We start from the raw sequence: 14,191 nt of genomic DNA, 5'->3' as shown, positions 1-14,191 counted from the left end.
GGTAGGGCAGGGGAATAGGGATTAGATCATGCCGAAGATGACAATCGACGGGGTTGAGATCGAGGTGCCGGCGGGGATTACCGTCCTGCAGGCCTGCGAGCTCGCCGGCAAGGAAATCCCGCGCTTCTGCTATCACGAACGCCTCTCCGTCGCCGGCAATTGCCGCATGTGCCTGGTCGAGCAGGAAAAGGCACCCAAACCGGTCGCCTCCTGCGCGATGCCGGTTGCCGAAGGCATGGTGATCAAGACCGACAGCCCGCTGGTGCAGAAGGCCCGCAAGGGCGTCATGGAATTCCTGCTGATCAACCACCCGCTCGATTGTCCGATTTGTGACCAGGGCGGCGAATGCGACCTGCAGGACCAGGCGATGGCGTTCGGCAAAAGCTTCTCGCGTTATCACGAGGAAAAGCGCGCCGTCACCGACAAGGATTTCGGCCCCCTGGTGAAGACCGAGATGACGCGCTGCATCCAATGCACCCGCTGCATCCGTTTTGCGACCGAAGTGGCCGGCGTCGAAGTGCTGGGCGCCGTCTCGCGCGGCGAACATATGGAAGTCACCACCTATGTCGAGAAGGGCATTGCCTCGGAACTCTCCGGCAATCTCATCGACCTCTGCCCGGTCGGCGCACTGACGTCGAAGCCCTATGCCTTCACGGCGCGCCCCTGGGAACTCGCCAAGACTGAATCGGTCGACGTCGCGGACGCCGTTGGCGTCAATATCCGCATCGACAGCCGTGGCCGCGAAGTCTTGCGCGTGCTGCCGCGCCTCAATGAAGACGTGAACGAGGAATGGCTCGCCGATAAGGGCCGCTTCTGGGTCGACGGCCTGAAGCGCCAGCGCCTCGATCGTCCGTTCATCCGCGAGAACGGCAAGCTGCGCGCGGCTACCTGGAACGAGGCCTTCGGCGCCATCGCCGCAAAGCTCAAAGGCATCGACGGCAAGCGTGTCGCCGCCATCGCCGGCGACCAATGCGATGCCGAAAGCATGTTCGCGCTCAAGGAACTTATGGCGGCGTTGGGTTCCTCGAACCTCGATTGCCGCCAGGACGGTTCGACGGCGGACGCCAATGTCCGCGCCTCTTATCTCTTCAACAGCACCATCGCTGGCATCGACAAGGCCGACGTCATCCTGCTGATCGGCACCAATCCGCGCTGGGAAGCCCCGGTCCTCAATGCCCGTATCCGCAAGCGGCACCTGAAAGGTGGCTTGAAGGTCGCGAGCGTCGGCGGCGTTGGTGAGCTGACCTATCCGGTCGAGATGCTGGGCGCCGGCGGCGAAACGCTGAGCCAACTCGTGAACGGTGGGCACTCCTTCGCCGAAACGCTGAAGAACGCCAAGGCGCCGATGATCATCGTCGGCAATGGCGTGCTGGCCCGCCCCGATGGGTCGGCGGTGCTGGGGCTCGCCAAAAAACTGGCCGATGCGGCCAATGTGGTCCGCGATGGCTGGAACGGCTTCAACGTGCTGCAGACGGCGGCCTCGCGCGTCGCCGGTCTCGAACTCGGTTTCGTGCCGCAATCCGGTGGCCGCGACGTCGCCGGCATCCTCGATGGCGCGCAGAAGGGCGAGATCGAGGTGGTCTATCTGCTGGCGGCCGACGAGATCGACACCAACCGTCTCGGCAAGGCCTTCGTGATCTATCAGGGCCACCATGGCGATCGTGGCGCGCATCGCGCCGACGTGATCTTGCCCGGCGCCGCCTATACCGAAAAAGACGGCACCTATATGAACATTGAGGGGCGCGCCCAGCTCGGCCGTCTCGCCGTGTTCCCGCCGGGCGATGCCAAGGCGGATTGGAGCATCCTGCGCGCGCTCTCCGAAGTGGTCGGCAAGAAGCTCGGCTATGACAGTCTCGAGCAGCTGCGCCGCAAGCTCTATCAGGCGAACCCGCGCTTCCAGCGCTTAGGGGCGATCGAACCCGCGGCCTGGACCGCCTTCGGCGGCCAGGGCGAGATCGGCCGCGATCACTTCCGGTCTGCCATCAGCAATTACTACATGACCGACCCGATCAGCCGTGCCTCGGCGACGATGGCGCAATGCACGGAACGCTTCGTGCCGACGGCTGCCGGCGGAAAGACGGGCACCCATGGCTGAGTTCTTCACAACGACCTTCGGTCCCTATCTTGGCACCACGATCTTCACGGTACTGATGATCCTTGCGATCATCGTGCCGTTGCTGCTGGCCGTTGCCTATCTCACCTTGGCCGAACGCAAGATCATGGCGGCGATGCAGATCCGCCGTGGCCCGAACGTCGTCGGCCCCTTCGGCCTGCTGCAGCCGATCGCCGACGGTGTCAAACTGCTGTTCAAGGAAACGATCATCCCGTCGGGCGCCAACCGTGTCGCCTTCGTCGTGGCACCGATGATCACCTTCATCCTCTCGCTTATCTCCTGGGCGGTCATTCCGTTCGATGACGGGGTGGTACTGGCCGACCTCAATGTCGGCATCCTCTATCTCTTCGCGATCTCGTCGCTGGGCGTCTATGGCATCGTCCTCGCCGGCTGGGCGTCGAACTCGAAATATCCGTTCCTGGGCGCCCTCCGCTCCGCTGCACAGATGGTGTCCTACGAAGTCTCGATCGGCTTCGTGCTGGTGACGGTGCTGCTCTGCGTCGGTTCGCTCAATCTCAACGACATCGTAAAGGCGCAGGCCAATGTCTGGTTCTGCATCCCGCTGCTGCCGATGTTCGTGGTCTTCTATATCTCCGGCCTTGCCGAAACCAACCGTCCGCCTTTCGATCTGCCGGAAGCGGAATCTGAACTGGTCGCCGGCTACTTCTCGGAATATTCGGCCTTCACCTTCGCGCTCTTCTTCCTCGGCGAATACGCCAATATCTGGATGATGAGCGCCATGACCTCGATCCTGTTCCTCGGTGGCTGGCAGGCGCCGTTCAACGTGGCACCCTTTACCTGGGTCCCGGGTTTCGTCTGGTTCGCCCTCAAGGCCAGCTTCATTGCCGCAAGCTTCGTCTGGGTCCGCGCCACCTTCCCGCGCTATCGCTATGACCAGCTGATGCGCCTCGGCTGGAAGGTCTTTTTGCCGCTCTCGTTGATCATGGTGATCCTGACCGCCGGCGTGCTCATCGTCACCGACAGCCTGCCGAAAAAGGGTCACGTCATGCCAGCCCCCGTGGTGGAAGACACCGCGCCGGTCAGCAATTGAGGAATTGGTAACATGTCAGCCATCAGCCGCACGCTTAACAGCTTCCTCCTCAAGGAACTGGTCTCGGGCATGGCGCTCACCTTCTCCTATCTCTTCAAGGAAAAGGTGACGATCAACTATCCTTATGAGAAGGGCCCCATCAGCCCGCGCTTCCGTGGTGAGCATGCGCTGCGCCGATATGCCAATGGCGAGGAACGCTGCATCGCCTGCAAGCTCTGTGAAGCGATCTGCCCGGCCCAGGCCATCACCATCGAGGCCGAGCCGCGTGATGACGGCAGCAGGCGCACGACGCGCTACGATATCGACATGACGAAGTGCATCTATTGCGGCTTCTGCCAGGAAGCCTGCCCAGTGGATGCCATCGTCGAGGGACCGAATTTCGAGTTTGCCACCGAAACCCGCGAGGAGCTGTTCTACAACAAGGACAAGCTGCTGCGGAACGGCGAGCGCTGGGAAGCCGAGATTGCCGGCAATATCGCCGCCGACGCGCCCTATCGTTGATACCGGATAGGGTGGGGGAGAAACTTTAAGATGATCGTCCAGACCATCGCATTTTATGTCTTTGCCGCCGTGGCCGTGGTCGCCGCGCTGCTGGTCGTCGGCAACCGCAATCCGGTCTATTCGGTGCTGTTCCTGATCCTGACCTTCTTCAACGTCGCAGCGCTCTTTGTGCTGATCGGTGCCGAATTCCTGGCGATGATGCTGGTCGTCGTCTATGTCGGCGCCGTCGCCGTGCTGTTCCTCTTCGTCGTCATGATGCTCGACATCAACTTCGTCGAATTGCGCCAGGGCTTCGTGCGCTATCTGCCGATTGGCGCGGTGGTTGGCGTCATCCTGGCGGCCGAACTGATCTTTGTCATGGTTGGCACGGGTCTCGGCACCGCGACGGCCGGGTCGCCGACGCCGCCGATCGACCAGGTGAGCAACACCGAAGCACTCGGCAACATAATGTACACGCAGTATTTCTACCTCTTCCAGGTTGCCGGCCTCGTGCTGCTGGTCGCCATGATGGGCGCCATCGTGCTGACCCATCGCGAACGTGAAGGTGTCCGTCGCCAGCGCATCGCGGCGCAGGTCGACCGGACCAGCGCCTCGGTGCAGCTCACCAAGGTCAAGTCGGGCCAAGGTGCGACTGGAGGTGTCAAATGATGACCATCGGTCTCGAACACTACCTGACGCTGTCGGCGATCCTTTTTACCATCGGTATCTTCGGCATCTTCCTCAACCGCAAGAACGTCATCATCATCCTGATGTCGGTCGAGTTGATGCTGCTCTCGGTCAACGTCAACATGGTCGCCTTCTCGCATTACCTCAACGACATGGTCGGTCAGGTCTTTGCGATGCTGATCCTCACCGTCGCCGCTGCTGAAGCGGCGATCGGTCTTGCCATCCTGGTGGTCTTCTTCCGGACTCGCGGCTCCATCGCCGTCGAGGACGTCAACGTGATGAAGGGCTGACATGAATCTCGACGTCGCCATCGTTGCCCTTCCGCTGCTGGGCGCCCTCATTGCCGGCATCGGCAATCGCCGGATCGGCGATCATGCCGCGCAATACATCACAGCCGGCCTGATGCTGGTCGTCATGGTGATCTCCTGGATCACCTTCTTCGACGTCACCGGCAACGGCAATGTCCGCACCACGGAACTCTTCACCTGGTTCGAGACCGGTGACTTCCGCGCCGCCTGGGCGCTGCGCATCGACCAGCTTTCCGCGGTCATGCTGATCGTCGTCAACACGGTCTCGGCCATGGTGCATGTCTATTCCATCGGCTACATGCATCACGACAAATCGGTCCCTCGCTTTATGGCCTATCTGTCGTTGTTCACCTTCTGCATGCTGATGCTGATCACGGCGGACAATTTCATCCAGATGTTCTTCGGCTGGGAAGGGGTGGGCCTCAGCTCCTACCTCCTCATCGGCTTCTGGTTCGACCGCCCGACGGCCAACGCCGCCGCCATCAAGGCCTTCCTCGTCAACCGCGTCGGCGATTTCGGCTTCGCCCTTGGCATCATGGGCTGCTTCCTGGTCTTCCACACGGTCGAGTTCAAGCCGATCTTCGAGGCTGTCATCGCCGGCCAGACGCCGCCGACCTTCAATTTCCTAGGCTATGAGCTCGACACGCTGACCACCCTCTGCCTGCTGCTGTTCATCGGCGCCATGGGCAAGTCGGCGCAGCTCTTCCTCCACACCTGGCTGCCGGACGCCATGGAAGGTCCGACCCCGGTCTCGGCCCTCATCCATGCCGCGACCATGGTCACCGCCGGCGTGTTCATGGTTTGCCGCCTGTCACCGATGTTCGAATACGCGCCCTATGCCAAGGAAGTCGTGACAGTTGTCGGCGCCTCGACTGCCTTCTTCGCAGCGACCGTGGGCCTGACACAGAACGACATCAAGCGCGTCATCGCCTATTCGACCTGTTCGCAGCTCGGCTACATGTTCTTTGCGGCCGGTGTCGGCGCCTATGGCGCCGCCATGTTCCACCTCTTCACGCACGCTTTCTTCAAGGCGCTGCTGTTCCTTTGCGCCGGTTCGGTCATCCACGCCATGTCGGGTGAACAGGACATGCGCAAGATGGGCGGAATCTACAAGCTGATCCCCACCACCTACACCTTGATGTGGATCGGCAATATCGCCCTCGCCGGTGTTGGTATTCCGGGCGTGTTCGGCTTCGCGGGCTTCTATTCGAAGGACAGCATCCTCGAATCCGCCTTCGCGGCGCATTCGGGCGTTGGCATGTATGCCTTCTGGCTCGGCATCATCGGTGCCGTCATGACCGCCTTCTATTCCTGGCGCCTCATTTACATGACCTTCCACAACGAGCCACGTGCCTCCCATGACGTGATGCACCACGTCCATGAAAGCCCGAAGGTGATGCTGGTGCCGCTCTTCGTGCTGGCGGCGGGCGCGATCTTCGCCGGCTTCATCTGGCATGAAGGCTTCGTCGGTGCCGAGATGGAGCATTTCTGGGGCGAGGCGATTCATTTCGCTGCGACCAACGAAGTGCCGCATCACGCTCACGAGGTTCCGCTCTGGGTGAAGCTGCTGCCGCTGGCTGCCGGCCTCTTCGGCATCGCCTTTGCCAGCTACGCCTATCTCGTGCAGCGTGGCCTGCCTGGCTTCTTTGCCAGCGCGTTCCGGCCGCTCTATTTGATGTCCTACAACAAGTGGTATTTCGACGAGCTCTATGACGCCATCTTCGTCAACCCGGTGAAGGCCCTCGGTCGCTTCCTGTGGAAGAAGGGCGATGGCGCCGTGGTCGACGGTGCGGTCGACGGCTTCGCCTGGCTGACCGGCACCTGGGCGGCCAAGCGCGCCAGCGCGCTCCAATCGGGCTATGTCTACCACTATGCTTTCGTCATGCTGATCGGCATTGTCGCCATGGTCAGCTGGTACATTTTCGCCTTTAAGTGAGAGACGTGATGAGTGCCAGCATGCCCATCCTCAGCCTGACAACGTTCCTGCCGCTCGTGGGCGCGGCGCTCATTCTCATCCTTAGGGGTGAGGAGAAGGCAGTCGCGCGCAACGCCCGCTATATCGCGCTGTGGACCTCGCTCATCGTCTTCGCCATCTCGCTGGTGATCTGGTTCGATTTCGACCGCTCGGTCGTCGGCTTTCAGTTCGAGGAAAAGGCCGATTGGTTGCCGGCGCTCGGCATCAACTATCACATGGGCATCGACGGCATCTCGATGACCTTCGTGCTGCTCTCGACCCTGCTGACGCCGATCTGCATCCTGGCCAGCTGGGAAGCGATCGAAAAGCGCGTCAAGGAATACATGATCGCCTTCCTTGGCCTCGAGACGCTGATGGTCGGCACCTTCTGCGCCCTCGACTTCATCACCTTCTACATCTTCTTCGAAGGCGTCCTTATCCCGATGTACCTCATCATCGGTATCTGGGGCGGCCCGCGCCGCGTCTATGCCTCGATCAAGTTCTTCCTCTTCACGCTCGCCGGTTCGGTCTTGATGCTGCTGGCGATCCTCGCCATGTACAACCTCGCCGGCACGTCCGACATCCCGACGCTGATGACCTTTGGCTTCGATCTCGATGTGCAGAAATGGCTATGGCTGGCGCTCTTTGCCTCCTTCGCCGTGAAGGTGCCGATGTGGCCGGTCCATACCTGGTTGCCGGACGCCCACGTCGAAGCGCCGACCGCGGGTTCGGTCATCCTGGCCGGCGTGCTCTTGAAGATGGGCGCCTACGGTTTCCTGCGCTTCTCGATTCCGATGCTGCCCGAGGCCTCGGCCTTCTTCACGCCGCTGGTCTATTTCATGAGCGTCGTCGCCGTGATCTACACCTCGCTGATCGCGCTGGCGCAGGAGGACATGAAGAAGCTCATCGCTTATTCATCGGTGGCGCATATGGGCTTTGTCACGGCCGGTATCTTCTCGATGACCCAGCAGGGTCTCGAAGGTGCGTTGTTCCAGATGCTCTCGCACGGTGTCGTCTCCGGCGCGCTCTTCCTGTGCGTCGGTGTCATCTACGACCGCCTGCACACCCGCGAGATCGCGCGTTACGGCGGTCTTGTGCACCGCATGCCGAAATATGCCGTCGTGTTCATGATCTTCACCATGGCATCGGTCGGCCTGCCCGGCACCAGCGGCTTCATCGGCGAATTCCTGGTCATGGTCGGCGTCTTCCAGTCCAGCACCTGGGTGGCGCTGCTGATCGCGACCGGCGTTATCCTCGGCGCCGCCTATATGCTGTGGCTCTATCGCCGCATCATCTTCGGCGAATTGGTGAAGGAAGATCTGAAGACCATGCTGGATCTGTCGCTGCGCGAGAAGGTCATCTTCGCGCCGCTCCTGGTCCTGGTTTTCTGGATGGGCATCTACCCCATCAGCTTCACCTCGATCTTCGGCCCGACGGTCACCGATTTCATCCAGGATTACGCGCCGCGCATGGAGGCCCAGATGGCCCCGGCGGCAGCCGCTCCTGCTGAAGCAACGCAGTAAAGGCGAGGGCAGTCCCGTCATGACGTTCACCGACCTCAATCTTGGTCTCGCCACGCCGGAAATCTTCCTGGCCGCCGCCAGCCTCGTGCTCCTCGTCATCGGCGTCTCGCTGGGCGACAAGCACATGCGTCTCATCGCCTGGGCCAGTGCCGCGGCGCTTGCCGTGGCGATCTGCCTGACCATCACCAGCGCCGATAGCGGCCTTGCATTCCAGGGTCTGTTCGTCGCGGACGGTTTCGCGCGCTTTGCCAAGGTGCTGTCCTTCGGTGCCGCGGCGGTCGCCATCATCATGTCGCTGGACTATGCCGAACGCGAGAACATGGCGCGCTTCGAGTTGCCACTCCTCATGCTGCTCGCAAGCCTTGGCATGGCCCTGATGATCTCGGCCAATGACCTCATCTCGCTCTATGTCGGCCTGGAACTGCAGTCGCTGGCCCTCTATGTCGTTGCCGCCATCCGCCGCGACACGGTGAAGTCGACCGAAGCCGGCCTCAAATACTTCGTCCTCGGCGCACTGTCCTCGGGCATGCTGCTCTATGGCTCGTCGCTGATCTATGGGTTTACCGGCTCGACCAATTTCTCGGTTCTCGCCAGCGCGCTCTCGGGCGAGGCGGGCCTCGGACTCATCGTTGGCATCGTCTTCCTGTGTGCGGGGCTTGCCTTCAAGGTCTCGGCCGTACCGTTCCACATGTGGACGCCGGACGTCTACGAAGGGGCACCCACACCGATCACAGCCTTCTTCGCCGCCGCCCCGAAGGTCGCGGCCATCACGCTCTTCACCCGCGTCCTGGTCGGTCCGTTCGGCGATATGGCGGGCCAGTGGCAGCAGATCATCATCCTCATTTCCATCGCCTCGATGGTGTTGGGTGCCATCGCCGCGATCTATCAGACCAACATCAAACGCCTGATGGCCTATTCGTCGATCGGCAATGTCGGCTACGCCCTGGTCGGCCTCGCGACGGGCACGCAGGAGGGCGTCTCTGGCCTCCTCACCTACATGGCGATCTACATCGTCATGACGATCGGTGCCTTTGCGGTCATCCTCGCCATGCGCCGCAAGGGTCGGGCTGTTGAGGAGATCAGCGACCTCGCCGGGCTCTCGCGCTCGCAGCCAGGCCTCGCCTATGCGCTGGCCATCTTCATGTTTTCGATGGCCGGCATTCCGCCCTTCGCCGGCTTCTTCGGCAAGCTCTTCGTCTTCATGGCGGCGATCCAGGCAGGGCTCAATGTCACGGCGGTCATCGGCGTGCTGGCCAGCGTGGTGTCGGCCTTCTATTACATCCGCATCATCAAGGTGATGTTCTTCGACCAGCCGACCGAGGGCTTCGACCGGGTGACGCCGACCTTGCGCGTGGTGCTCGCGGTCACGGTCTTGATCATCACCTTCGGCTTCCTGGCCGGGTCGCCCTTCTTCGACATGACGGCTGATGCGGCGAGTGTGCTCTTCGCCGAATGAGTTTGATCTTCCGCGTCGAGACCTTAGCGGAAATCGACAGCACCAATGACGCGCTGAAGGCGCGGGCCATGCTTGGCGCCGAGGAAGGCATCGTGCTGCGCGCCGACGTACAGACGGCGGGGAAGGGCAGGCGGGGTCGCTTCTGGGTGTCCGAAGCCGGCAATCTCTATACCTCGCTGCTGCTGCGGCCGACGAAGACCCCGGCCGAGGCGGCTACGCTGGGCTTCGTCATGGCCATCGCGCTCGGCCGTCTGCTGCGGGCAGTGCTCAATGTGCCGGTTGAACACAAATGGCCCAACGATGTCCTGGTGGATGGTGCCAAGATCTCCGGCATTCTGCTCGAATCCGGCGGCATCACCGGTGGCAAGGTCGACTGGCTGGTGCTGGGGATTGGCGTCAATCTGCGCCATCACCCGGCCGAAACGCTTTACCCGACAACCGATCTGCTGGCCTCTGGCGGCCCGCCGCTGACGCCAGACCAGGCGCTCGATCTGCTGTTGGCCGAATTCCGTCCGCTTTACGCGGCATGGGTGGCTGGTGGTTTTGCCGCCCTGCGGGCCGATTGGCTGGCGCATTGCCGGGGTCTTGGCGATCCGATCATGGCACGCCTGGAACGGGGGGAGGTTTCCGGCCGTTTCGAGGATATCGATGCCGATGGTACGCTGCTATTAAGGATGGATGACGGCGCGCTGAAGCGCATCGCGGCCGGGGACATCTTCCTGGTGGCGCGGCCAGCTGCCTGACCAGAGGAAATGAGAAGATGCTTCTCGCGATCAATGCCAACAACACCAATGTGAAGTTCGCGCTCTATGACGGCGACAAGGCCGTTGGTGACTGGCGCATCAAGACCGAGGCCGGCCGCACCGCCGATCAATATGTCGTCTGGCTCAACCAGCTTCTCGCCATGAAGGGGCTGACGCTCAAGGCCATCGATGCCGCCATTATTGCGACGGTCGTGCCGCAATCGCTGTTCCACCTCAACCTCCTGTGCGAGAACCATCTTGGCACCAAGCCGATGGTGGTGGGCGATCCGGCGGTAAAGCTCGGCATCGAGGTGAAGATGGACATTCCCATGTCCACGGTCGGCGCCGATCGCCTCGCCAATGCGGTGGGCGGGCATCTCACCTACAAGCGGCCGCTCATCGTGGTCGATTTCGGCACGGCCACCACATTCGATGTCGTCGACCAGGGCGGCAATTACATCGGTGGCGCAATCGCTCCCGGCATCGTCCTCTCGGTCGAGATCCTGCACAGTGCCACCGCCATGCTGCCGCGTATCGTCGTGGAACGCCCTGGCCGCGTCATCGGCAAGAGCACAACCGAGGCAATGCAGTCCGGCATCTTCTGGGGCTATGTCGGCCTGGTCGAAGGCATGGTGAAGCGCATCGCCGAGGAATTCGGTGGCCCGCTCGATGTCGTGGCAACCGGTGGCCTGGCGCCGCTCTTCCACGGCAACACCCCTGTCATCACGCATCTTGATCCCGACATCACCATGCGCGGCCTCGTTGAAATCTATCGCCGTAACCGTTCATGACCGATCCCTTCAAACCCGGCAAAGACGAGTTGCTGTTCCTGCCCTTGGGCGGGTCCGGCGAAATCGGCATGAACCTCAATCTCTACGGCCATGACGGCAAATGGCTGATGCTCGATCTCGGCATCACTTTTGGCGATGACAGCACGCCAAGCATCGACGTCGTCATGCCGAACCCTGAATTCATCGCCGAGCGCGCAGCCGATCTGGTCGGCATCGTCCTCACCCACGCGCATGAAGATCACATCGGTGCCGTGCCTTATCTGTGGGACCGTTTCCGCTGCCCGCTTTATGCGACACCCTTTACCGCCTCGGTCCTGCGCCGCAAGCTGGCGGAAGTGGGTCTCGAAAAAGAGGCCAAGATCACGATTATCCCGATGTCGGGCAGCCGCCAGATCGGCCCCTTCACGGTCGAACTGATCACGCTGACGCATTCGATCCCCGAGCCCAACGCGGTGGTCATACGCACGCGGCACGGCGCCGTACTTCATACCGGTGATTGGAAGCTTGACCCCGAGCCGCTGGTTGGTGAAACGACCGATCTCGCCGCCTTGCGTAAGCTGGGCGACGAAGGCGTCCTCGCCATGGTCTGCGATTCCACCAACGTCTTTGTCTCCGGCACATCCGGCTCAGAGGCCGATGTCCGCGATTCCCTGATGGATGTGGTGGGGCGCCTCAAGAACCGCGTCGCCATCGGCTGTTTCGCCAGCAACCTCGCGCGCGTCGAGACGATTGCCCGTGTGGCGGAAGCACATGGCCGGCATTGCGCACTGGTCGGCCGGTCGCTGTGGCGGATGCTGGAGGCGGCACAGGAAAACGGCTACCTCACTGACCTGCCCAAATTCATCACGGAACATGACGTCGGCTATTTCCCGCGTGAGAACATCGTCATGATCTGCACCGGCAGCCAGGGCGAGCCGCGTTCAGCGCTGACGCGCATCGCCAGGGGCGAGCATCCGCAGGTGTCGCTCGAACCCGGCGACGCCGCCATCTTCTCCTCGCGCGTCATTCCCGGCAACGAGATGTCGATCGGCCGCCTCTTCAATGATCTCACCAGGCGCGGTGTCGAGATCATCACCGACCGTGATGAGAACGTGCATGTCTCCGGCCACCCGGCGCGCGACGAATTGGCCGAGATGTACCAGATGGTGCGACCGCGCATTGCCCTGCCGGTGCATGGCGAGGCGCGGCACATCCAGGAACATGTGGCCTTTGCGCGCGCCTGCCAGGTGCCCGAGGCCCTGGCGCCGGAAAACGGCACGCTCATTCGCTTGGCCCCCGGACCTGCCGAGATCATCGCCCGTGTGCCTGCCGGTCGCCTCGCCCTTGATGGCAAGATGCTGGTATCGGCCGACAGCGAGGCGATCCGCCACCGCCATCGCTTGGGCTTCAACGGTGTCATCATCGCCTCGGTCGTTGCCGATAAATCGGGCAAGCTGCTGGCACCGCCGCAGGTGTCGCTGGAAGGCCTGCTGGATGGCGACGCGGCCACGGCGGCGATTGCCGACATCGGTGCCGCCATTGTCAGTGCCCTGGGCGAACTGCCCAAGGCCAAGCGCGCCGACGACGCCGAGTTTTCGGAAGCAGCACGCCTTGCCGCCCGCCGCTGGTTCAACAAGACCTACGATAAGAAGCCGATCACCAAGATCCACGTCATCCGCGTGTGAAGGACGTGCTGCGACCAAAGAGGTAGACGATCGGCCCAGCCGGCAGCAGCGCCAGCATCTCGGCCAGCAGGAACGGCATGGCAAGCCAGCCGGATGCTGCCAGGAAGCGCAGGGCGGGGCCTTGCGCGAGGCCCGTCACCAGCACCAAAACGTCGATGGCCACCATCGCCACCAGCAGCGTCAGCACGGCGTATTTGCGCACGTCATTGGCGCCGCGCTGAAAGCCGAGGGCCGTCAGCATCAAGGTGGCGATGACGATGACATGGCTGCCCACCAGCACCGCAGTCCGCCCCTCCTGCCACAGCGTGATGGGGAAGGGCGGGCGGAACGGGATCGCGCCGTCCAGCATCGCCCAGTGGCCGGCGAAGGTCTCAGTGCCAGCCCAAATGACCAGCGAAGCGCCCGCCATGATCTGGAAAAAGCGTGCCCGTGCACCGTAATGGCGATAGATCCAGGCCAGCAACACGACCGCCCAGGTCAGGCCCATGGCGCTGTCGAGTGCCGAGAGAACCAACAACAGCGCCAGGGCGAAACCCCAGATCACCAGTTCGGGTGCCGGCGGCTCGGCGCTGGCATCCGCTGCCAATACGAACAGCGGCGCGATGCCGAGCGACAGCACGGCTGCGGCCAGCAGCATCGTGCCATTGGTCAGTCCACTCGGCCCGAAGCCGAGCGAGGGCAGGGTGACGGCGAAGAACAATGCCCCGAGCAATGCCACGATCGAGGTCGTGCTGTGCTCCCGCAAGGTCCTGCCGATCAGCGTGCCAGCCATGGCGAGGCTACCCACCAGGAAGGGAAGGGCCGTCACCAGCAGGATGATGCGCGGGTCGCTCTCGAAACCCGGGCCGTGCAGCGTGCCGACCCACAGGCCAAAGGTATGTTCCATCTCCGGGGGCGCGGCGAAGAGGGCAATGGCGATGCCGGCCAGCGCGATCACCGGCACCCACAGCCACAACAGGTCGATGCCATAGCGGTCGATGCAGGCGACGACATGGTCAACCAGTGCCACAGCCGTCGCGACGGCTGCGATGCCGACGCCGACCCAGCCCAATAATGTCAGCAGCGGGAAGGTGATCAGCGCCCCGATGACGGCTGGCCCAACGAGCAGGTCGCGGCGCGCAATCGCTTTCAATGCCGGCAGTCGGTCGATGATGGTTGCTGGCACCAGCACGGGAAAGGCGAGCGCGAGCCAGGCGATCGCCACGGGCCAGGGCTGGGGACCCAATTCAGGACGAAAAATGGGCAGGCAATCGGCGATCATCACGCCAAGGGCGACCGTCGCCAGGCCGATCTGGCGCAGCCGTGTCATCGTGTCAGCCGCTGGCTCCTCTGAAAAGGCCCCTGCCATCCAGCTATCTCCAGCTTCCCCTGCACCAGCACCCAATCCGCACGTGATCCCGTGCGGCAAGGCCTTCAAATCT

Annotated in this window: 12 protein-coding genes; 11 read left to right on the top strand and 1 reads right to left on the bottom strand. The window is 62.5% G+C overall.

Going from position 1 to position 14,191, the window contains the following annotated elements:
* Window positions 1-28 precede the first annotated feature (28 nt).
* Genes nuoG through SMD31_RS00645 form a run of 11 tightly spaced genes read left to right on the top strand, consistent with a single transcriptional unit; the run spans window position 29 to window position 12,770 of the window.
* On the top strand, window positions 29-2,095 hold the full coding sequence (gene nuoG / locus SMD31_RS00695; protein WP_320498640.1) for an NADH-quinone oxidoreductase subunit NuoG: 2,067 nt from the start codon (window positions 29-31) through the stop codon (window positions 2,093-2,095).
* A complete protein-coding gene (gene nuoH / locus SMD31_RS00690) occupies window positions 2,088-3,164 on the top strand; it encodes an NADH-quinone oxidoreductase subunit NuoH (protein ID WP_320498639.1) in 1,077 nt (358 codons plus the stop codon). Before nuoG ends, nuoH begins: the two co-directional genes overlap by 8 nt.
* Window positions 3,165-3,176: 12 nt before the next feature.
* The gene (gene nuoI / locus SMD31_RS00685; RefSeq protein WP_320498637.1) at window positions 3,177-3,665 is read left to right on the top strand and encodes an NADH-quinone oxidoreductase subunit NuoI; all 489 of its coding nucleotides are present in this window, start codon (window positions 3,177-3,179) and stop codon (window positions 3,663-3,665) included.
* Window positions 3,666-3,695: 30 nt separating this feature from the next.
* Complete coding sequence (locus SMD31_RS00680; protein ID WP_320498635.1) at window positions 3,696-4,313, top strand: NADH-quinone oxidoreductase subunit J; 618 nt, start codon at window positions 3,696-3,698, stop codon at window positions 4,311-4,313.
* Window positions 4,313-4,621 (top strand): NADH-quinone oxidoreductase subunit NuoK, encoded by a 309-nt coding sequence (nuoK, locus tag SMD31_RS00675; RefSeq protein ID WP_320500986.1) that lies wholly within the window; start codon window positions 4,313-4,315, stop codon window positions 4,619-4,621. Before SMD31_RS00680 ends, nuoK begins: the two co-directional genes overlap by 1 nt.
* A gap of 1 nt (window position 4,622) precedes the next feature.
* Window positions 4,623-6,575 (top strand): NADH-quinone oxidoreductase subunit L, encoded by a 1,953-nt coding sequence (gene nuoL / locus SMD31_RS00670; RefSeq protein ID WP_320498634.1) that lies wholly within the window; start codon window positions 4,623-4,625, stop codon window positions 6,573-6,575.
* An 8-nt stretch (window positions 6,576-6,583) separates the two neighbouring features.
* Window positions 6,584-8,116 carry an NADH-quinone oxidoreductase subunit M gene (locus SMD31_RS00665; protein ID WP_320498632.1) on the top strand — a complete coding sequence of 511 codons (1,533 nt, stop codon included), beginning with the start codon at window positions 6,584-6,586 and terminating at the stop codon, window positions 8,114-8,116.
* 19 nt (window positions 8,117-8,135) lie between these two features.
* On the top strand, window positions 8,136-9,572 hold the full coding sequence (gene nuoN / locus SMD31_RS00660) for an NADH-quinone oxidoreductase subunit NuoN (protein WP_320498630.1): 1,437 nt from the start codon (window positions 8,136-8,138) through the stop codon (window positions 9,570-9,572).
* A complete protein-coding gene (locus tag SMD31_RS00655) occupies window positions 9,569-10,315 on the top strand; it encodes a biotin--[acetyl-CoA-carboxylase] ligase (RefSeq protein ID WP_320498625.1) in 747 nt (248 codons plus the stop codon). Before nuoN ends, SMD31_RS00655 begins: the two co-directional genes overlap by 4 nt.
* Before the next feature lie 17 nt (window positions 10,316-10,332).
* Window positions 10,333-11,106 (top strand): type III pantothenate kinase, encoded by a 774-nt coding sequence (locus SMD31_RS00650; protein WP_320498623.1) that lies wholly within the window; start codon window positions 10,333-10,335, stop codon window positions 11,104-11,106.
* Window positions 11,103-12,770, top strand: a complete 1,668-nt coding sequence (locus tag SMD31_RS00645; protein ID WP_320498622.1) for a ribonuclease J — start codon at window positions 11,103-11,105, stop codon at window positions 12,768-12,770. The genes SMD31_RS00650 and SMD31_RS00645 overlap by 4 nt, the downstream gene beginning before the upstream one ends.
* On the opposite strand, the gene SMD31_RS00640 is transcribed toward SMD31_RS00645, so the two are convergent.
* Window positions 12,757-14,118 (bottom strand): hypothetical protein, encoded by a 1,362-nt coding sequence (locus SMD31_RS00640; RefSeq protein WP_320498621.1) that lies wholly within the window; start codon window positions 14,116-14,118, stop codon window positions 12,757-12,759. The two genes, SMD31_RS00645 and SMD31_RS00640, sit on opposite strands and share 14 nt — an antisense overlap.
* Window positions 14,119-14,191: the final 73 nt, after the last annotated feature.

The organism is Dongia rigui (assembly GCF_034044635.1).
Taxonomy (GTDB): Bacteria; Pseudomonadota; Alphaproteobacteria; order Dongiales; family Dongiaceae; genus Dongia; species Dongia rigui.
Note: the sequence above shows the minus strand (reverse complement) of the source record. Positions and strands in the feature narration are given on the sequence as shown.